Source organism: uncultured Shewanella sp. (genome assembly GCF_947501225.1).
Classification (GTDB): Bacteria; Pseudomonadota; Gammaproteobacteria; order Enterobacterales; family Shewanellaceae; genus Shewanella.
The window spans coordinates 70,721-90,205 of record NZ_CANMUW010000016.1; the positions used below are offsets into that span (position 1 = coordinate 70,721).

16 protein-coding genes are annotated in these 19,485 nt (G+C 46.6%); 13 read left to right on the forward strand and 3 right to left on the reverse strand.

Annotation, left to right across the window (positions count from 1 at the left end; all coding sequences use genetic code 11):
- Window positions 1-93: 93 nt before the first annotated feature.
- The 4 genes from tdh (at window position 94) to Q1B47_RS18355 (ending at window position 2,784) form a co-directional block, all read left to right on the forward strand.
- Window positions 94-1,119, forward strand: a complete 1,026-nt coding sequence (gene tdh / locus Q1B47_RS18340) for an L-threonine 3-dehydrogenase (protein WP_299796949.1) — start codon at window positions 94-96, stop codon at window positions 1,117-1,119.
- A gap of 77 nt (window positions 1,120-1,196) precedes the next feature.
- Window positions 1,197-1,505 carry a thiosulfate sulfurtransferase GlpE gene (gene glpE, locus Q1B47_RS18345; protein WP_299796952.1) on the forward strand — a complete coding sequence of 103 codons (309 nt, stop codon included), beginning with the start codon at window positions 1,197-1,199 and terminating at the stop codon, window positions 1,503-1,505.
- Between the two features lie 54 nt (window positions 1,506-1,559).
- Window positions 1,560-2,396: a rhomboid family intramembrane serine protease GlpG gene (gene glpG / locus Q1B47_RS18350; RefSeq protein ID WP_299796955.1), complete on the forward strand. Its 837-nt coding sequence runs from the start codon at window positions 1,560-1,562 to the stop codon at window positions 2,394-2,396.
- Window positions 2,397-2,586: 190 nt separating this feature from the next.
- The gene (locus tag Q1B47_RS18355; protein WP_299796958.1) at window positions 2,587-2,784 is read left to right on the forward strand and encodes a hypothetical protein; all 198 of its coding nucleotides are present in this window, start codon (window positions 2,587-2,589) and stop codon (window positions 2,782-2,784) included.
- A gap of 91 nt (window positions 2,785-2,875) precedes the next feature.
- Here the strand turns inward: Q1B47_RS18355 and elbB are convergent, their stop codons facing one another.
- Window positions 2,876-3,529, reverse strand: a complete 654-nt coding sequence (gene elbB, locus Q1B47_RS18360; protein WP_299796961.1) for an isoprenoid biosynthesis glyoxalase ElbB — start codon at window positions 3,527-3,529, stop codon at window positions 2,876-2,878.
- 389 nt (window positions 3,530-3,918) lie between these two features.
- On the opposite strand from elbB, the gene polA reads away from it, so the two are divergent.
- Complete coding sequence (gene polA / locus Q1B47_RS18365; RefSeq protein WP_299796965.1) at window positions 3,919-6,678, forward strand: DNA polymerase I; 2,760 nt, start codon at window positions 3,919-3,921, stop codon at window positions 6,676-6,678.
- A gap of 767 nt (window positions 6,679-7,445) precedes the next feature.
- On the opposite strand, the gene yihA is transcribed toward polA, so the two are convergent.
- A complete protein-coding gene (gene yihA, locus Q1B47_RS18370; RefSeq protein ID WP_299796967.1) occupies window positions 7,446-8,108 on the reverse strand; it encodes a ribosome biogenesis GTP-binding protein YihA/YsxC in 663 nt (220 codons plus the stop codon).
- Window positions 8,109-8,279: 171 nt separating this feature from the next.
- Between yihA and Q1B47_RS18375 the strand changes: the two genes are divergently transcribed.
- From Q1B47_RS18375 to Q1B47_RS18410, 8 genes are all read left to right on the forward strand, one after another.
- Window positions 8,280-8,900, forward strand: coding sequence for a cytochrome c4 (locus Q1B47_RS18375; RefSeq protein WP_299796970.1), 621 nt, complete (start codon window positions 8,280-8,282; stop codon window positions 8,898-8,900).
- A gap of 475 nt (window positions 8,901-9,375) precedes the next feature.
- A complete protein-coding gene (locus Q1B47_RS18380; RefSeq protein ID WP_299796972.1) occupies window positions 9,376-9,510 on the forward strand; it encodes a hypothetical protein in 135 nt (44 codons plus the stop codon).
- A 123-nt stretch (window positions 9,511-9,633) separates the two neighbouring features.
- On the forward strand, window positions 9,634-10,311 hold the full coding sequence (locus Q1B47_RS18385; protein ID WP_299796975.1) for a class I SAM-dependent methyltransferase: 678 nt from the start codon (window positions 9,634-9,636) through the stop codon (window positions 10,309-10,311).
- 48 nt (window positions 10,312-10,359) lie between these two features.
- Entirely contained in the window at window positions 10,360-10,893 is a 534-nt protein-coding gene (yihI, locus tag Q1B47_RS18390; RefSeq protein WP_299796978.1) for a Der GTPase-activating protein YihI, read from the forward strand.
- 73 nt (window positions 10,894-10,966) lie between these two features.
- Window positions 10,967-11,434 carry a DUF2489 domain-containing protein gene (locus Q1B47_RS18395; protein ID WP_299796981.1) on the forward strand — a complete coding sequence of 156 codons (468 nt, stop codon included), beginning with the start codon at window positions 10,967-10,969 and terminating at the stop codon, window positions 11,432-11,434.
- Between the two features lie 257 nt (window positions 11,435-11,691).
- Window positions 11,692-13,068, forward strand: a complete 1,377-nt coding sequence (gene hemN, locus Q1B47_RS18400; protein ID WP_299796984.1) for an oxygen-independent coproporphyrinogen III oxidase — start codon at window positions 11,692-11,694, stop codon at window positions 13,066-13,068.
- Window positions 13,069-13,217: 149 nt separating this feature from the next.
- A complete protein-coding gene (locus Q1B47_RS18405) occupies window positions 13,218-15,014 on the forward strand; it encodes a DUF885 family protein (RefSeq protein ID WP_299796986.1) in 1,797 nt (598 codons plus the stop codon).
- A gap of 118 nt (window positions 15,015-15,132) precedes the next feature.
- Window positions 15,133-16,125 (forward strand): alpha/beta fold hydrolase, encoded by a 993-nt coding sequence (locus Q1B47_RS18410; protein WP_299796988.1) that lies wholly within the window; start codon window positions 15,133-15,135, stop codon window positions 16,123-16,125.
- Window positions 16,126-16,377: 252 nt separating this feature from the next.
- Here Q1B47_RS18410 and Q1B47_RS18415 read toward each other — a convergent pair whose 3' ends face one another.
- The gene (locus tag Q1B47_RS18415; RefSeq protein ID WP_299796991.1) at window positions 16,378-18,777 is read right to left on the reverse strand and encodes a GGDEF domain-containing phosphodiesterase; all 2,400 of its coding nucleotides are present in this window, start codon (window positions 18,775-18,777) and stop codon (window positions 16,378-16,380) included.
- Window positions 18,778-19,485 lie beyond the last annotated feature (708 nt).

Sequence of the window (19,485 nt, forward strand, 5' to 3'; positions counted from 1 at the left end):
AAACTAAGGTTATAACATGATTGCAGCGAGTAAATTGATACCAGAGAAAGAGATCTGGATGGTCGATGCGCTAACATCAGGTAAGGTTATAAAATGAAAGCACTGAGTAAATTGAAACCAGAAGAAGGTATCTGGATGGTCGATGCTCCCAAGCCGGAGATGGGCCATAACGATCTGCTGATTAAGATAAAGAAAACGGCGATCTGCGGAACCGATGTTCATATCTATAACTGGGACGAGTGGTCACAAAATACCATTCCAGCCCCTATGGTCGTTGGACATGAATATGTTGGCGAAGTCGTCGATATGGGCATTGAGGTGCGCGGCTTCAACGTCGGTGACCGGGTTTCCGGTGAAGGACATATTACCTGCGGTCATTGCCGCAACTGTCGAGGTGGACGAACACACCTGTGCCGCAATACCTCCGGAGTCGGTGTCAATCGTGACGGCGCATTTGCAGAATACCTGGTTATTCCTGCATTCAATGCCTTTAAAATTCCTGATGATATCTCAGATGATCTTGCATCAATATTCGATCCTTTCGGTAATGCCGTGCATACGGCGCTATCTTTCGACCTGGTCGGTGAAGATGTGTTGATCACCGGTGCCGGCCCTATCGGTATTATGGCCGCGGCCGTTTGCCGTCATGTCGGTGCACGCCACGTGGTGATCACAGACGTCAATGAGTATCGTCTCGAGCTTGCCAATAAGATGGGGGCTACCCGCGCCGTCAATGTCGCCAAGGAAAACCTCGAAGAGGTGATGAAGGAGCTTGGAATGACAGAGGGTTTCGATGTTGGTCTTGAGATGTCGGGAGTCCCGAGCGCATTTCACTCCATGCTGGAGACGATGAACCACGGTGGCAAAATTGCCATGTTGGGCATTCCCGGTGGAGATATGGCGATCGACTGGAGCAAGGTGATCTTCAAGGGGTTAATCCTGAAAGGGATATATGGCCGTGAGATGTTTGAAACCTGGTACAAGATGGCGAGCCTGATCCAATCTGGATTAGATATCTCTCCCATCATTACCCACCACTTCAAAGTCGATGACTTTCAGCAGGGCTTCGACGCCATGCGCTCGGGTCAATCGGGTAAGGTTATCCTCGACTGGGATTAGTTATCCGCCTGGGGCTGTACTAATACAGCCCCATACTGCACACTTAAATTACCGACTCCCCTTTAAAGAGCTCCACTATGTCAAGCTTCCAGCATTTTAGCGTCAATCAACTCATCGAGCTTTCTGAGAGTACCCCTGATATCCAGATAGCCGATATTCGGGATGCGGCCAGCTTCGAATCGGGCCATGTAGAGGGCTCGGTCAACCTCTCTAATGAGAACTTAGCCGAATTTATCGCGCAAGCCGATATGGATCTGCCACTCATCGTCATCTGTTATCATGGAATAAGCAGCCAGAGTGCGGCGCAATATCTGGTCGAGCAGGGCTTCGATCATGTATATAGCCTGGATGGTGGTTATCAGGCCTGGCGTGAAGCCCACGCATAACCTTTTCCGATATAACCTTAAGCTGTTCAGGCGGCACGCCGATAAGGATACCCGATGATTGAAATAGGCAGATTACCCAATGAACGTGCGGCCCAGGCACTCGTCGACTACCTTAAGGGGCAAAAGATCGATTGCCAGGTCGTTCCCGCCGAACAGGGTGTGATCTTGATGGTAACCCATGATCGGGATAGTGCACGCGCAAGCATGGAGTATCAAAAGTTTATTCAAAACCCCTATGATGAGAAGTACCTTAAGGCATCCTGGGATAACGGTGATTCGAGTGTAAAATTTGACTATGGTGCCCCAACACTGCAGCTGCTAACCCAATTTGTAACCGGAGCTGGACCGCTGACTTTATCGGTTATCTGCACCTGCATCGTGATTTTTACCGCGTTTAATCTGGGGTTTGCCAACCCGATATATGAGTTCCTCTCCTTCTTCACTGCCGTTCCAGGCAGCGAACTCACAGATGTTTGGCGGCTATTTACTCCATCGCTGATGCACTTCTCGGCGCTGCATATCATTTTCAACCTGCTATGGTGGTGGTATCTGGGGGGGAAAATTGAAAATAAGTTAGGGATTACCCCGCTGCTGACCCTGCTTTTAGTTGCGGGCACCCTACCCAATATCCTGCAATATTATATGGGAGGCCCGCATTTCGGCGGACTCTCCGGCGTCGTCTATGGCGTCGTTGGTTACACCTGGCTAATGGGAGTGAAGAGGCCGGAGAAGGGGATAGGCCTTCCCCCAGCATATATGGGGTTTATGATGTTATGGTTAATCTTCGGCTTCACAGATATGTTCGGGCTATCGATAGCCAACGGCGCGCATCTAGGCGGACTGGCCATAGGCCTGTTACAGGGTTGGGTTGATAGTAAGAGAAGAGGCTAGAACCTAGGTTTTAAAGCCTGGGTTTTAGAGCCTGGGTTTTAGAGCCTGGGAGCCAGGCTGCTACGAATGCGGCCGATAATGCCTCCGGGCTCGTGGCAGTGGAGGGAGCAGGCTATCCCCCCTCCCGTAGGTTTGATTTAATAAACAAACATCATTAGTATCCAGTAACCACTCAGGGATAGAGGTAGTTATGGACAAAGAACCCAGTAAGCGCTCTTATAATAAACAGACGCAAGATCCGAGTTTAATCTCTCAGCTATTTCCCACCGAATCAGCTTTAGCAGAGTCTGCAGCAAACTCTAAGACACTCATTATCATGCTCATCATTTTCGTTATTCTATTCGGTGGTTTTGCACTTTTTCTAATGAAAATGGCAGATACGATCTAATTTACAACCACTTATTGGGGCTACCACCTAGAGCGCAGCTCCTCGAAGCGAAGCGCTCTAGAACCTAGAACCTGTGAACTATGACCTTCCTCTAAACCATCTCCAGCACTTTCTTTACCAGCTTCTCGATCCCTTCGTTAGCCTCGGCAATATTACCGGCCAACATATATGCCGGTGTGCTGACAACCTTATTGACCTCATCGACGACAATGTCCTGTACGACAGCATCCTGATGATGCCCGCCCATCAAGTTGAAGGCCTGGGCCGTATCGATATCATCTCCTATTGTTCCGGTCACACCCGCACCATATAGAAGCGGGATCATAACTGGCGCGATACAGATAAAGCCGACCGGCTTCTTCGCATCGGCAAATTCAGAGATAAAATCAGAGACCTCGAGAGAGATCTCACAGTCACTTCCATTCGTCGCGAAGTTACATAGATTCTTTGCCGCGCCAAAACCACCGGGAATGATAAGGCCGTCAAACTCCTCTATATCCAGTTGTTCGGTTGCGCTGATCTCCCCTCTTGCAATCCGAGCTGACTCGTCCAGAACGTTTCGACTCTCTTCAGCAACCACCTCTCCTGTCAGGTGATTGACCACATGCATCTGCTTTATGTCCGGAGCGAAACAGTGATAACTTGCACCGAGTTTAGTGAGCGCCAACATAGTTAAAACTGACTCATGGATCTCTGAACCATCGAATACACCCGAGCCACTCAATAAAACTGCTATTTTTTTCATTAAAAACGCTCTCCATATACTTTTTTATTTTAACAAGACCACAACAAATAACTTGATCCGATTATTTTTCGTGCTAAGTTAGTTCCTCGACTTTATCAAGCGCTGAATATTTAGCCAAGCACAGAGTCGGCAAAGAGAGGGAAAAAATTAAGTCCACAAATTGAGATCATTTTCAAGAAACTTATACCCACCTCACACTTTTTTGATTTAGAGCCAAAAATCAAAAGCTTACACAACAAGCAAGGTGATCCCTTCACAGGCGATTACCCCTTAAGCTATTTTTCACTCACAGAGTTATCCACAGGCTATCAATTAATTTCCAATGGCCGAAAACGCCCTTATGTGGCATGCTAGCGGCATCATCGAAAACCCAAAATCGAATACTAATTATGCCAAAAATTGCCGAAAACCCTTTAGTTCTTGTGGATGGATCCTCCTATCTATATCGAGCTTATTACGCGCCACCACACCTGACCAACTCCAAAGGTGAAGCGACCGGGGCTGTCTATGGTGTAATTAACATGCTTCGCAGCCTACTCAATCAGTATAAGCCCAGCCAGATGGCTGTTGTATTTGATGCGAAAGGAAAAACCTTCCGTAACGATATGTATGAAGAGTACAAGGCTCATAGGCCGGCTATGCCGGATGATCTTCGCTCTCAAATTGAGCCATTACACAGAATCATTCGGGCACTTGGCTTACCCCTTATCTCTATTCCCGGCGTCGAAGCCGACGACGTCATCGGAACCATCTCGAGCCAAGCCAGTAAAGAGGGTCGTGCAGTTTTGATCAGCACCGGTGATAAGGATATGGCTCAGCTTGTCGATGACAATGTCACCCTGATCAATACCATGACCAACACCATCATGGGGCCCGATGAGGTTACCGAAAAGTTTGGTGTGGGGCCTGAGTTAATTATCGATCTTTTGGCGCTTCAGGGCGATAAAGCCGATAACATTCCCGGCCTTCCCGGCGTCGGAGAGAAAACGGCTCTTGCCATGCTGACCGGAGCCGGCAGCATAGATGATATCCTTGCAGCTCCCGAGAAGATGCCGGAACTTGGCTTCAGAGGCGCTAAGACTATGCCGGCGAAATTAGCCGAACACGGTGAGATGTTAAGGCTCTCCTATGAGCTCGCAACCATCAAACTCGATGTTGAGCTCGAGCAGGACTGGAAGGAGTTAAGCATAGCCCCTGCAGATAAAGATGAATTGATAAAATGCTATGGCGAGATGGAGTTCAAACGTTGGCTGGCCGAGATATTGGATAGTAAGAACGGCTCAAACTCTTCAACTCAAGATTCAACGGGTGAAGATGAACAGCCAAAACAAGATATCGAAGCAGAATACACGACGATTCTGACCCATGATGAACTCGATCTCTGGATAGATAAGCTATCAAAAGCCGATCTCTTCGCACTAGACACGGAAACAACCAGCCTTAACTACATGGAGGCCAAGCTTGTCGGGATCTCCTTTGCCGTGGAGGCGGGCAAAGCCGCATACCTTCCCTTAGCCCACGACTATCTTGATGCACCGCAGCAGATTAAGCAGAGCGAAGCACTGGCTAAGCTGAAGCCCATATTGGAAAGTACCGAAATAAAAAAAGTTGGCCAGAACTTAAAATATGACATCAGCATTCTGGCTAATGTCGGCATAAATCTGCGGGGCATCGCCTTCGATACCATGCTCGAGTCATACGTATTCAACTCGGTCGCATCCAAGCATAATATGGACGATTTAGCCCTGAAGTATCTGGGTCATAAAAACATCAGCTTTGAGGAGATCGCGGGGAAGGGAGCAAAACAGCTCACCTTCAACCAGATTCCATTAGAGGTGGCCGCACCTTATGCAGCAGAAGATGCTGATATCACCTTACGGTTACATCAACATCTGTGGCCAAGGTTGCAAAAAGAGCCTGAGTTAGCCTCGGTGTTTACCGATATCGAACTACCTCTGGTCCAGGTACTCTCAGATATGGAGCGCCAGGGTGTACTCATCGACAGCATGCTGCTGGGTCAACAAACTGAAGAGCTCGCCAGAACCATCGATGAGCTTGAGCAGCAGGCTTATGACATTGCCGGAGAACCCTTTAATCTGAGCTCTCCGAAACAGCTACAAACGCTCTTCTTTGAAAAACTGGGCTACCCGGTCATCAAAAAGACACCAAAAGGCGCGCCATCGACGGCGGAAGAGGTGTTAGTTGAATTAGCCTTAGATTACCCGTTACCTAAGATTATTCTGCAGCACAGAAGCCTGGCAAAATTAAAGAGCACCTATACCGATAAACTTCCGCTGATGGTTAATGCACAAACCGGTCGTGTTCACACCAGCTATCATCAGGCAAATGCTGCAACCGGGCGCCTATCTTCCAGTGAGCCGAATCTACAGAATATCCCGATACGAACAGAGGAGGGGCGACGGATCCGTCATGCGTTTATCGCACAGGAGGGCCGAAAGGTACTCGCTGCCGATTACTCTCAAATAGAGCTACGTATCATGGCACACCTCTCTCAGGATAAAGGCTTACTCAAAGCCTTTGCCGAAGGTAAAGATATTCATAAAGCAACGGCGGCCGAGGTCTTCGACGTCGATTTCGGCGAGGTCACAACCGAACAGAGACGCCGCGCTAAGGCGGTAAACTTTGGCCTGATATATGGCATGTCGGCATTCGGTCTCGCAAGACAGCTGGATATCCCCCGCAGTGAAGCTCAAAAGTATATCGATACCTACTTTAAACGTTATCCCGGCGTGCTTAACTACATGGAGGAGACACGGGCAATAGCCGCAGATCTCGGCTATGTATCCACACTCTATGGTAGACGCCTGTATCTGCCGGCCATTAAAGACAGAAATGCCATGCGACGCCAGGCGGCCGAGCGAGCCGCCATTAATGCTCCGATGCAGGGAACAGCCGCAGATATCATCAAGAAGGCGATGATATCGATTGCCGACTGGATCGCAAAAGATACCAAGGGTGAGATCACCCTAATCATGCAGGTGCACGATGAATTGGTGTTTGAGGTCGACAATGACAAAGCCGAAGCGCTGCAGGAGAAGGTGTGTCAGCTGATGGCCGAAGCAGCGGATCTTGATGTAGAGCTATTAGCCGAAGCCGGACTCGGTGACAACTGGGAGCAGGCTCACTAGCCAAACCAGCCCATAACCCGGTATCTTTTACGCGCCCCTTACCTTAAGGGGCGTTTTATTTATCCAGTCGTACTCTGACGACAACTCCCCTCCCCCCATGGCATGAACAACTGGCTCAACCCCGGTAATACCGAGTCGATACCTATATCAAGCTTCCAGATAGTGCCAATTGATATAAATCTCTCCAATGACACCGAGTAAAAACTCTAAATGTGGCAAAAAGATCAATTTAGGTGTGTTTTTTACACAAATACGCTTAACCGTCTCATTATTAAACAAAAAAGCGACATTTTTCGATCATAAAACGTTCAATTTCAAACAAAGATGATAGATCGACTTCACATAATTACTGTCTTTTTCAAGAAACAGTTTTTCATATTCCGTCCAATGAGGTAATATTCTCTGCGTAGGGTACAGAGGTTAAGATGTTCTATCTTTCAGACCTTTTTATATCACTGTTATAGTGAACAGCCACATTATGGCGCCCCAGCAATTTATTGCTGGGGCTTTTTTTCGTCCGAAATAAAATTTAGAGCATTTACTTTAAATAAGAAGCTATTCGATGTATGCTGTCGTCATTGAGAGCCATTAGGTCAAACTTGATGGTACTTGAGTCTTGTTGAATTTAGCTTCTCCCCAAAAGAGCTAATTTGGCCGATGGCAATGCCGTCGGCTTTTTTTTACCCAAATTTCAGGTAAAAAAAACCTCTCATTCCACCAGGGTAAAATGAGAGGTACTGCTTTTATCTGGCCGCTATTCCAAAGAGTTACTCCTCTTCAGTTTCCGCATCGGCAATTGCATCCACCAACCATTGTGGATGACACCATTCATTCAAGATACCCAGAACCTTTGGCTTACCTATTCCTTTCAGCGATGAGAAAGGTTCGACCTTAACCCGGTCATCGAAATCACCCAGGTGCTTCCTCACCTCATTAACCATCTTCATCCGCTCGCTCTGCTTTAACTTGTCGGCCTTGGTCAACAGGGCAAGTACTGGGATTTCACTCTCAACGGCCCAGGCGATCATCTGCATATCCAGATCTTTCAACGGATGCCTGATATCCATCAATACCACCATCCCTCCCAGACATTGACGCTCCTGCAGGTATTCACCCAACGCCTGCTGCCACTTTTTTTTCATGGCGAGAGGGACCTGAGCAAATCCATAGCCGGGAAGATCCACCAGACGACGATGCTCATCTAACTCAAAAACATTGATTAACTGGGTTCGCCCCGGAGTTTTACTGGTTCTGGCCAGGTTCTTCTGGTCAGTAAGTAAATTCAATGCACTTGACTTACCAGCGTTAGAGCGACCAGCGAAGGCGATTTCCACTCCAGCATCTCCCGGTAAGTGCTCATCCAGATGAGCAATATCAGGAGCACTGATTAAAAACTTTGCTTTACGAAAATCAATACGAGATTCAGACACTACCCACTCCAAAAAAATTTTATGTTTCGCACTTTAAATATCGAAGAGTTGCTTACATTTTCACAATTTCGTGTAAAATATTACCTCGATCACATAAGTTACATTTTATCACGCTTGCAGGCATTGCTAGTAAGCTCAGGACAAAAAAATTAAACAATAAGTTGGAACGCCATGAAAAAGTTAGCTCTTGCGCTATCAGTTTTAGCCTCAATCTCTACTCCTGCGCTGGCAGAGGGTGATGCTGAAGCGGGAAAAACTAAAGCCGTTGTTTGTTCAGCCTGTCACGGTGTTGATGGTAACAGCCTGATAGACATGTACCCTAAACTTGCCGGACAGCAAGCGACATACCTTGAGAAACAACTACATGATTTCCGAAGTGCTGCGCAGACAGCCGGAAAAGAGGGACGTAACGATCCGATTATGAATGGCATGGCAGTAATGCTAAGCGATCAGGATATCAAGGATGTTGCAGCATTTTACTCTTCCCAGGTACAAACTCTTATTGAAGTAAAAGATATCCCAGCCTCCGGTGAGCAACTTTATAAAGGTGGCGACATGGTTCGCGGGATCACAGCCTGTATCGCTTGTCATGGCCCTGACGGTAGTGGATCTGAATTAGCCGGCTTCCCGGCAATTGGTGGTCAACACGCAAACTACCTGAAGATTCAGCTGAATAAGTTCCATGATGCAAATCGTAACAATGACATTAACGGCATGATGCAGGACGTCGCAGCTAAGCTTACAGGCGAAGATATTGAGGCATTATCTCAATATATATCAAGCCTTAAGTAAGATTGCAGACTTGTTACAAAAAGGTGGCTTCGCCACCTTTTTTTACCCCTCAAAGTTTACCTTTACGTAAACTACCCGCAAAAACATGCTTGACAGTGATCACAGATTTAGGTTTAATGAGCCCGTACCGAGATGAACCCATCTGTTTGTATAAAAAATATTTAATAATAACGAACAGTTTTCGGTAACATTTACATTTAAGATATAAGAATAAATACATTCAATAACAATAATATAACTTAAGACCACTCTCTAAAAATAATAAGAGTCGAGACTTCATATTGAAGTCCAGGTCATAAAATATTAGTAGGGACTTGGTTAGGAAGGCCAAACGCTGTAATAGCACTCTCCTTACAAGTTTAGCGACAATAACTCCGCAGCATGCTGTTTCAGAGTCTTTGTTCACTAAACAAACTGAAAAATGACAGGGATGGTTTAGTTAACGTCAAAGATGACGATAGGATTGTGATGTGTCATGAAGACCATCTACGGAAGCTGTGGTCAGGAAGACTCAGGAAAATTAAGAAAGCGTCTGGAAGACCGACAACTAAAAACTATGCATGGAAAGCAGACTAAAAAAAGATGGATACTGACCGGGAAAGTCGCATAGCAAGTATGGATACTTGGAATAAGATTTGGTGTCTTTGACACTTTGTGAAGGCGACAGTCATACTGTCGCCTTTTTTTATGGCAAAATAATCTGATTTCTAAAATGGTGAGTCGCTCAATAACAATGCGTAGATGTCCCCTCTGTCATGATCAGCACTCCTCACTATTTCATCAGGATAAGAAGCGCATTACCTATATTTGCGACCGATGCCAGCTCGTATTCTCCGATGCCAGTTCTCACCTGCCTCCGGCCGTAGAGAAGCGCAGGTATCAACAACAAGCCTCTAAGAACCAAAAACAGTTAAAGCAGTTTCTGATAAGCCTGGTGCTTCAGTGTGAACAGCAAACCCACCTCCCGCTGACAGGGCTTAACTTCGGAAGGGTTGCAGAAGCTCAAACGGTATTAAATATCGAATCCCGCCACCACACACTTAAGCAATATGATCCCTATTTTGCCGCCGATCATGACCTGCTTAAACGTCAGTACGATTTTATATGCTGCTACAGGGTATTCGAACATTTTCGCTCTCCTCTTAAGGAGTGGTCACTGCTCGGTAATTTGCTCAAACCCGGGGGCTGGCTGGCGATCAACACAAAATTGCTCACAGACCTGAGTGCCTTTGATAAGTGGCACCATAAGAATAACCTCACCCACGTAAGCTTTTATCAGCGCTCTACCTTTGAGTTTCTGGCCCAAGAGGCCGGTTTTAAGCTATTATTCGCAGCAAATGATCTCATTCTGGTGCAAAAACCATCAGGATCTGATATAAAACGCGGCCAAAGTTCGCATGATGATGTTTAAGCTGCGCAACTATATAAAGTTTGTATTACCAGTTATTGAGAAAAAGCCATGTCACACTCTAAGAAATCGCGTAAAGCCAATGAAAACGCCCCCAAATTAGCTCCAAGAACCAAAAAGAATGAACGCGTTCTGGCTGGCAAGAAGAAAGATACTGGAAATAAAGCTGGAAGCCGCCACAATGCCAATCTGGTAGGTAGCCCAAAAAGCAGTGTAGCCCAGAAAAAAGATCCTCGACACGGCAGTAAAAAGGCGGTCAGACTCGACCTTCCCGGGCAAGCGATCACCCCTAAGAAAGAGAAAGGGCCAAAGCTGACCGATGAGCAACGTCTGCTTAAGCTGGAAGATGATCCAAGACTAAACCAACTTCTGGATATGCTGGAAGAGGGCAAAGAGCTAAACGAAGAGGATCAAAAGTGGCTTAACAAGCAACTGAATACCATAGAAGCCCTCATGGAGCGCCTGGGGATCACCGAAGAGGATGATCTGGAACACGTGATGAAAACGACAGTGGCCAGCGATGATGATCTTCTCGATAAATTCGAGTCAGGCTCAGACCTGTTGAAAGATTATCAAGATAAATAACGACTAATTGATATATAAATGGCATCTCTTCGATGCCATTTTTCTATGGTAATTCATAAAGACGGGACAGGTAATGACGACTGCACTTCTGGTTTTAGGTTTCATCATAATTACGGCTTTGGCCACCTATGCTACGGTACTGTTACTCAGGTTACGTAAGCAAACGGCACAGAAGCTGAAACGACAGCAGGAACTGGATGAGATAAACAGAGCCCGACTCGATGAGCACTTAGACAGCATACGATATATTGCCACAGCCATGTTAGAGGAGAGGTGTGAACTCTCTGAGGGCGTGATGAGAATAGCCAAACTATTCGGTATTCTCTCCATGTCGGAACAGGTTGCCTCACAATTCCCGGCTATTTTTAAGCACTTCGAGGTCATCGAAGATCACCCCATCATGGCCGAAAGAAAACAGCTTGAAAAGAAGCAGCGAATGAAGCTGGATTTCGCTCGCATGCGCTCTGAAGCCGAACTCGAAGCAGCCATTCTTGAGGAAGCGAAACAGTTGGTGAACTTTACACCGACACATTTACATTAGAAGTGACTAAGATATAATTAATTGACACCAGAAGATGAATATTCGGGACAGGATTAGCCTTACATTAGAGTAAAATACAATAAGGCGTGAGTCTGTGCACAAATTCCCCATAAGAGCGCAGACATTCGGCCCTATTTCATGGATATTCACTCTCTCAATGCTATGCGGATTCGTTTTTACAACATGGATCAAGGTTATTGAGCAGATAACGATGCATACTTTAAACGTTGCTAAACTACCCTACCGGAGGACACGCCTTGAAGCAGCCCACCCAAATTAGTTGGGATCAGTCAATGATCGAAAAATACAATTACAGCGGTCCCCGTTATACCTCTTATCCTACTGCGCTGGAATTTGATGACTCTTTTACCGAAGAGAAATTGCTGACTTCAATTGAAAACAGTAAGAGTGACAAGCTGTCACTGTACGTCCACATCCCTTTCTGTGCCAAACTCTGTTACTACTGCGGCTGTAATAAGGTGATCACTCGCCATCAGCACAAGGCAGATCAGTACATTGAATACCTTGCAGCAGAGATAGTAAAACGTGCACCACTATTTAAAGATTATACGGTCACCCAGATACATTGGGGGGGCGGTACGCCAACCTTCCTGAGTCCTGAGCAGATCCTAAGGTTATCAGCCTTAATTAAATCCAGCTTCAATGTGGCTGATGAGGGTGAGTACTCGATTGAAGTTGACCCCCGCGAAATTGAACTGTCTATGCTAGACACACTTAAAGAGGCGGGCTTCAACCGTATCTCTATCGGTGTGCAGGACTTCAATAAGAAGGTTCAGGTTGCGGTGAACCGCGAACAAGATGAGCAGTTCATCTTTGACCTGATGGCGAAAGCAAAAGAGCTTGGCTTTGTCTCTACAAACATCGACCTTATCTACGGCTTACCACATCAGACGCCTGAAACTTTTGCTGAGACTATGCAGCGCGTTCTGGACCTTAATCCTGATCGCCTATCTGTGTTCAACTATGCTCACCTGCCTGCACGCTTTGCAGCACAGCGTAAGATTAAAGATGAAGACTTAGCCAGCCCGCAACAGAAGTTGGATATGCTGCACCAGACTATCGAGACGCTGACCGGCGCAGGCTATCAATATATCGGTATGGATCATTTCGCTAAGCCGGATGATGAGCTGTCGATTCTTCAGAATGAAGGCCGCCTACACAGAAACTTCCAGGGTTACACCACGCAGGAAGAGTGTGACCTATTAGGTCTGGGTGTATCTTCAATCAGCCAAATCGGTGATTGTTATGCGCAAAACCAGAAAGATATCCGCCCTTACTATGAATCTGTTGATAAGTCGGGTCATGCACTTTGGAAAGGCTGTAGCTTAAACCGTGACGATGAGATTCGTCGTGTTGTCATCAAACAGTTGATCTGTCACTTCGATCTGGATATGGCTCAGATAGAAGAGAAACTTGGCATCAAGTTCGAAGAGTACTTCGCTGAAGATCTGAAACTACTACAAACTTTTGTCGATGATAAGCTGGTCGATATCACAGACAGAAAGATCACCATCAGCCCTACTGGCCGCCTGTTGATCCGTAATATCTGTATCTGCTTCGATGTTTACTATCGTGAGAAAGCGCGTCAACAGCAGTTCTCCAGAGTGATCTGATTTACAAGATAACTCAATTAAAAAACCGACCCATGGTCGGTTTTTTTGTACCTAAAAAATAGCTCCCAATGAGATTGCATACAAAAATTAAAAATAGTGCTAAATTCATCCAGCCTGCTCAACATAATAAATATAAGGAATAACCTCCAATGCACAAACTCCTGCTGCCCGGCCTGCTTGTTATAGGCTTAACAGCCTGCCAACTCAACCCGGTAAACACCGACCGGCCCCGAACTCAAGATATCACAGCCGAAGAACCAGCCAGTGATCAACTAGAGGCGCTAATCGAGCAGGCATGGCTCATCACCTTAGATGCCAGCCCGGATTTCGCGTATTCCCAAGGCAACTTAGATAAAGCGGGACAACTTGCAGACCTGTCACCTAAGGTCCTCGCCAGCCTCAACGAGAGACGGCTGCAGGTTCTGGGCTCACTAAAGGCACTGGATAGAGCGCCACTGACAAAAGAGCAGAAAATTAATGTACAGATATTGCAGGATCAGCTGCAAAACAGCGTAGACCTCTACCACTATAAAGATCACTACCTTCCCATCTCTTCCGAAAGTGGTTTTCATGCCTATATCGCCTCGATAGCTAAGGCCCGCTTTGCAACCGAGCAGGACTATACAAATTACATCGCCAAACTAAACGCGCTGCCAAATTACTTCGCCCAACAGACATACTGGTTGCAACAGGGGCTGGAAAGCGGCATAACCCCGCCTAAGATAACGCTCAAGGGGTTTGAAGAGAGCATCAGCGCCTTTATCGTTCCGGTCGAAGAGAGTGGCTACTTTAAGCCCTTCACTCAGTATCCGAAGCATTTTAGTGACACTCAGAAGGCGGCACTGACTCTGGAAGGGACAGAGCTGATTAAGAACACAGTATTACCTCTGTACCATCAGTTCTATGATTTTATGACACAAACATATATTCCCGGGGCTCGCACCACCATAGCCACCGCCAGCCTTCCCGACGGTGAAGCCTTCTACGAAAACAGGGTCAGGTACTACACCACCCTGAACTTGAACTCAGACGAGGTCCACCAACTGGGATTAAAAGAGGTCAAACGTATCCGGTCAGAGATGGAGGCGATTATCGAGGAGGTGGGTTTTGAAGGCTCCTTTGCAGACTTTCTCCACTTCCTGCGAACCGACCCTCAGTTCTACCCGAAAACTGCCGAGGAGCTATTGAAAGAGGCCGCCTACATAGCTAAAAAAGCCGACGCCATGCTGCCAAAGCTTTTTGGTAAATTGCCTCGCACGCCCTACGGCATCCAGGAGGTGCCGGCCGAGATAGCACCTAAGTATACTACCGGGCGCTACTCAGGCTCCAACAGAGACGATGAACCCGGTTATTACTGGGTGAACACCTATGCTCTCGATAAGCGACCACTTTACGAGATGGAAGCCCTCACCCTTCATGAAGCGGTACCCGGTCATCATCTGCAGATATCTCTCAATACCGAGCTCACCTCATTGCCAAATTTTCGCCGCTACAGCTATATCTCTGCATTTGGCGAGGGCTGGGGCCTCTACTCGGAGTATCTGGGTTTAGAAGCGGGCTTCTATCAGGATCCCTACAGTAACTTTGGTCGATTGACCTATGAGATGTGGCGGGCGGCCAGATTAGTTGTCGATACCGGCATGCACGCCAAGGGCTGGAGTCGCCAACAAGCTCTGGACTTCATGGCAAGCAATACCGCACTCTCTATGCATAATGTCACCACAGAGATAGACAGGTATATCTCCTGGCCGGGACAAGCGCTGTCTTACAAGATAGGCGAGCTCACCATCAAACGCCTGCGAGCTAAAGCGGAGAATGCGTTGGGGGAAAAGTTTGATATCCGAGCCTTCCACGATGCAGTTCTGGAAAATGGTTCGGTACCGATGCAGGTGCTGGAACAGCAGATAGATGAGTTTATCTCGAGCGGAAAAGCACTTAGAAAGTAGCTAACCTCTACTTAAGTAGGCCGCGGGCTAAGGGACGAGACAATTCAGTTCATAATTCGCGGCCAATTTACTCTCTGTGCTACACTGCTGTTCAAGATAAATAATCTCAGTAAATATCATGTCGATAGCTCTCGAACCACAGACCGCCCCCCAACCAGATAACGCCGATATAGTACTCTCATCCGAGCAAAACCTGGACTCAACAGAGCAACAGGCAATGTGGTCACAGGTTACCGAATCGGTCATCAAAAATGGTGACATCAGCCTGGCCTACTCCTTCATCGAACACCCAAAAAGCCGGAAAGCCATAGTGATAAGTAGCGGCCGTATTGAGTCATACATAAAATACCGGGAACTTATCTTCGATCTCTACCGCCAGGGCTATAGCATCTACGCCCTGGATCATCGCGGGCAGGGGCTATCCAGCAGAACCACGGATAATCCCCAGCAGGGACATATAGACAGATTTGAGACCTATATTGATGACTTTGCTCACTTTATAGAAACCGTAGTTAAACCCAAAGGGTATCGGGACCTGTTTCTCGTGGGCCACTCCATGGGAGGAACCATAGGCACCCTATACATGGAGAGGCATCCCGATACCTTCAGAGCTGCCGCCTTTTCAGCTCCCATGTATGGCATTAAGCTACCTGTAGGTCGCCGCTTTATTCGCTGGCTGGCCCGATTACTCGACACAACAGACTCAAACAAAGGGCCTAACTATATATTAGGGGGAGGAGACTATGAGTCCGTTGAGTTTGCCAAAAACGATCTGACCCATAGCCAGCTTCGCTATGAGAACTACAAGAAGTTGTACCAACAACATCCACAGGTACAGGTAGGCTCACCAACCAACCGCTGGCTACATGAGTCTATCGATGCGGCACACAGGGCTATCTCGGCGGCACGAAATAGCCCTGTGCCAATACTGATCCTTCAGGCCGATGAAGACACGGTTGTCGATAACTTCGCTCAATATCACGCCGTTGGCGGGCTATGTCAGCTACTCAACATCCCTAAGGCCCGCCATGAGGTCTATATGGAAAAAGATGAAGCCCGTAACTTTGCCGTCAGCGCTCTACTCAAATTTCTGGCCTCTCATCATTCATAACAACCCATTCCACTTAATCTGAAAGGGAGCCTGGCTCCCTTTAGCTTCCCGGTGATCATCCAGTGGATAACCAAGCTGACCGGTGACCATCAACTCACGGGCTGCGCTGAATAGACCGAAGCAATAAAAAATGATTCTTGTAATGACTACTCCAGCTCGGCGTTCGGGTGATATTCACACTAGCCTGTTATAGTTGGAGCATTGTTCTCATTTATCTTAATGAGTTACTTCTTCTTTTTCGAATAACATCGCTTAAATTACAGATTGTAATGAAAGGGAACTCCCGGACTTCACCGCCTGAATAAAACCTTCGGCAGTTAATGGGCGATTAAACAGATATCCCTGGAAGGTATCGCAATTATGGTTTAATAAGAATTCATACTGCTGCTGAGTCTCAACCCCTTCGGCAACCACCTGCAGATTCAGGCTATGAGCCATATTGATGATGGCGATAACAATAGAGTTTGAAGCATCATTAACACCGATCTGACTTACAAAGGCAGCATCCAGCTTCAGTCTGGATAGTGGTAGACTCTGCAAATAGCTCAATGAGCTATATCCGGTACCAAAGTCGTCGATAGCGATGGATACTCCGGCTTCCTTCAATAGGTTCATCCGCTGCTTGATGATATCCAGGTTGGTAAGCAAGGCATACTCTGTTAATTCGAGCTCTAAAGAATCGGCTGACAGCCCGTGCTGATTTACAAGCTTCAGCAGCCCCTCTACAAAACCATCATCGTTAAACTGTCTCGCACTGACATTGATAGCAACAGAATCGAGTTCAATATCTTCTCCTTTAAGCCTGGTAACATAGCGGCACGCTTCTGCTAATACCCACTGACCTATCTCTTGAATAAGACCACTCCCTTCCGCAATGGGGATAAACTGTGATGGCGGAATATTACCATGCTCCGGGTGCTGCCATCTCAGCAAGGCTTCAGCACACACAATTTCACCGTCACGATCGACAATGGGCTGATAAACGAGGGAGAGTTGATCAAGCTCAATTGCACTCTTGAGCTCACTCTTAATGAGCAAGTTATTTTGTGCCACCTGCTCCATCTCTGCACAGTAAACGACATGAGCATCACGCCCCTGCTCTTTCGCTTGGTGCATTGCTAAATCGGCATGTTGCAACACCTGCTCAGGTTCGATAGAACTCAGGTTATCCAGAAGACAAATCCCGACGCTGGCAGAGATATTCAGCGTTTGATTATTAATATGAAAGCTGCGACCTATCATCTGCCTGATCTGGCTGGCTAAGGCCATCATACGCCGCTTTGCAGCGCCCATTTCATCTGATAGTCCCTGAGCAAGGATCACAAACTCATCGGCCCCTAATCTGGCGATAAACGCATTTGTAGAAAAGTAACTGGAGAGACGGGCCGCCACTTGGATCAACAGCCTATCACCATGATGGTGGCCGAGTGCATCATTGATCGTCTTAAAATTATCCAGATCTATGACGAAAATTGCAGCTGTACCGGCTTGCTTTTGCTCTTTTAACCGATATAGCTCATCTAATAGGGCTCTCCTATTTGCCAGGTCAGTTAAGAGATCATGATTAACCTGATGCATGATAGCTTGTTGATTGCGCACATCATCACTGACATCCGTATGGGTACCAATCATTCGAACAGGGCATCCCTTAGGATCCCAGTCAACAACCATTCCTCTATCCAACACCCATATATAGTGACCTGCTTTATGTTGAAGCCTGTGGACACTCTCAAATTCATCGGTCTCATTATTCAGGTACTTATTTAAAGCAGCTAAGGCATCAGCCTTATCTTCGGGATGCAATAACCCCTGCCAGGTTTTGAGCTCATCTTGAAGCTCATCAGAACTATAGCCAAGCATCTCCTTCCAGCGATCGGATAGAAAAACTTCGTCAGTGACTAAATTCCAATCCCAAATACCATTTCTTGACACCTCGACTGCAAACAACCAGCGTTGCTGACTGTCATTCAATTGCTTCTCACTATGCCTGAGCCTGTGATAAAAATGAGTAAGGTGATCTTGAATAGCAGCAACCTCACTGAATGCAGCGACGATTGGCTTAGTCATATCCTGATTAGGGTCGGAGGTAGCATTACTGCTTACAACCACAGCTTGACGGCTCAAAGCACGAAGCGGGTGAATAAGGTAAAAATGTAACAGCAGCAGAAACAAAACAATACCAGACAGATATATTGCCCATGAACGCATGGCACTCTGTAGTACTGCTTTATCAACCTTATTTATCAAGGGAGATATATCGTACTCAAGATAGATAAGATCATGTAGATCTGCACTATTCGATTGAAACTCTGTATTCAAAGGATAATAAGCCTGCACGGCCAAGCGTTCGTAGTTAGCAGCAATAAAAGGCGTATTTACTGCTGTGGCCTGCCTATGAGTATTTATATCGTATCCATCAATAACATTGTTCGCCTTACTTCCTCTCCAAACAATATGATTGGCATAACGTATATGGCCAGCCTGATTAAGTATGGTGTAAACGATGATATTGAGGTCTGTGGCGGCAAAGGAGAGTTCCTGCTCGATTCTGGCGGCATCATGAATAGACAGAGCCGACTCGACAATATGCTGCATTTTTATGAGGTGCTGCTCGATGCGCTTAACTTCGTTGGTAATCGCCTCTCTTTGCATTTCACTCCGCTCATAGAAAAACTCTACACAAGTAAGGCAGAAGTATAGAGTGAGAGTAAATATTGGAACAACAAAGACCAAAGAGGGCCGACTCAATTTCAACAAAAGTAAGATTACCCTGGGCAAAATGACAAAATAGCAAGCGTGAGCTTATGCTAACGGTTATTCAACTTATAGGCAAAAGTCTATAAGATTAGAAGCTTAAGCAGGTGTAAACCCAATAAGCTGTTACCAAGAGTATCAGAATCGAAGGGGTAAGTAATGGCCGCACAGAGATTACTGTTTTTCACAGAGCAAAGGCACCTGTCATGTTCAGCTACGCTATAGCTGCGCGCTAAACCACAAGGATGTGGTGAATGCAGAAAGTGCATGGAGCAACTTCCGGCCACAAGCCCATAGCTGCTGCGATACCTACATGGCCTTTCATTGGCATCCCTGCCATCAAGCTATTTATTAATCCTAAACATCATATGGTAGAAGCGTCCTTCTCCTATGTAGGAGCGTGCTTCAGCCGCGAAGGATATACAACGAAGCATACCATTCCCGGCTAAAGCCGGTCCTACACTTTCCCCATGTTCGAGTGGTCATTTCAAAAGCCGTTAAACGAAAAAAATCCCCAACACGAAGTGCTGGGGATTTTCCGTGTTAATTAAAGAGTGCGCCTGTCATGGTCAGCTTCGAGACCATTTATATGCATCCTGCATAAAT

Bases quoted from the DNA above. Each gene is read 5' to 3' on its own strand.
- Q1B47_RS18385 (WP_299796975.1), top strand. From the start codon at position 9,634: ATGCGTAGATGTCCCCTCTGTCATGATCAGCACTCCTCACTATTTCAT.
- tdh (WP_299796949.1), top strand. From the start codon at position 94: ATGAAAGCACTGAGTAAATTGAAACCAGAAGAAGGTATCTGGATGGTC.
- Q1B47_RS18395 (WP_299796981.1), top strand. From the start codon at position 10,967: ATGACGACTGCACTTCTGGTTTTAGGTTTCATCATAATTACGGCTTTG.
- glpE (WP_299796952.1), top strand. From the start codon at position 1,197: ATGTCAAGCTTCCAGCATTTTAGCGTCAATCAACTCATCGAGCTTTCT.
- Q1B47_RS18415 (WP_299796991.1), bottom strand. From the start codon at position 18,777: ATGCAAAGAGAGGCGATTACCAACGAAGTTAAGCGCATCGAGCAGCAC.
- Q1B47_RS18375 (WP_299796970.1), top strand. From the start codon at position 8,280: ATGAAAAAGTTAGCTCTTGCGCTATCAGTTTTAGCCTCAATCTCTACT.
- Q1B47_RS18410 (WP_299796988.1), top strand. From the start codon at position 15,133: ATGTCGATAGCTCTCGAACCACAGACCGCCCCCCAACCAGATAACGCC.
- elbB (WP_299796961.1), bottom strand. From the start codon at position 3,529: ATGAAAAAAATAGCAGTTTTATTGAGTGGCTCGGGTGTATTCGATGGT.
- yihI (WP_299796978.1), top strand. From the start codon at position 10,360: ATGTCACACTCTAAGAAATCGCGTAAAGCCAATGAAAACGCCCCCAAA.
- polA (WP_299796965.1), top strand. From the start codon at position 3,919: ATGCCAAAAATTGCCGAAAACCCTTTAGTTCTTGTGGATGGATCCTCC.
- Q1B47_RS18380 (WP_299796972.1), top strand. From the start codon at position 9,376: ATGAAGACCATCTACGGAAGCTGTGGTCAGGAAGACTCAGGAAAATTA.
- Q1B47_RS18405 (WP_299796986.1), top strand. From the start codon at position 13,218: ATGCACAAACTCCTGCTGCCCGGCCTGCTTGTTATAGGCTTAACAGCC.
- Q1B47_RS18355 (WP_299796958.1), top strand. From the start codon at position 2,587: ATGGACAAAGAACCCAGTAAGCGCTCTTATAATAAACAGACGCAAGAT.
- glpG (WP_299796955.1), top strand. From the start codon at position 1,560: ATGATTGAAATAGGCAGATTACCCAATGAACGTGCGGCCCAGGCACTC.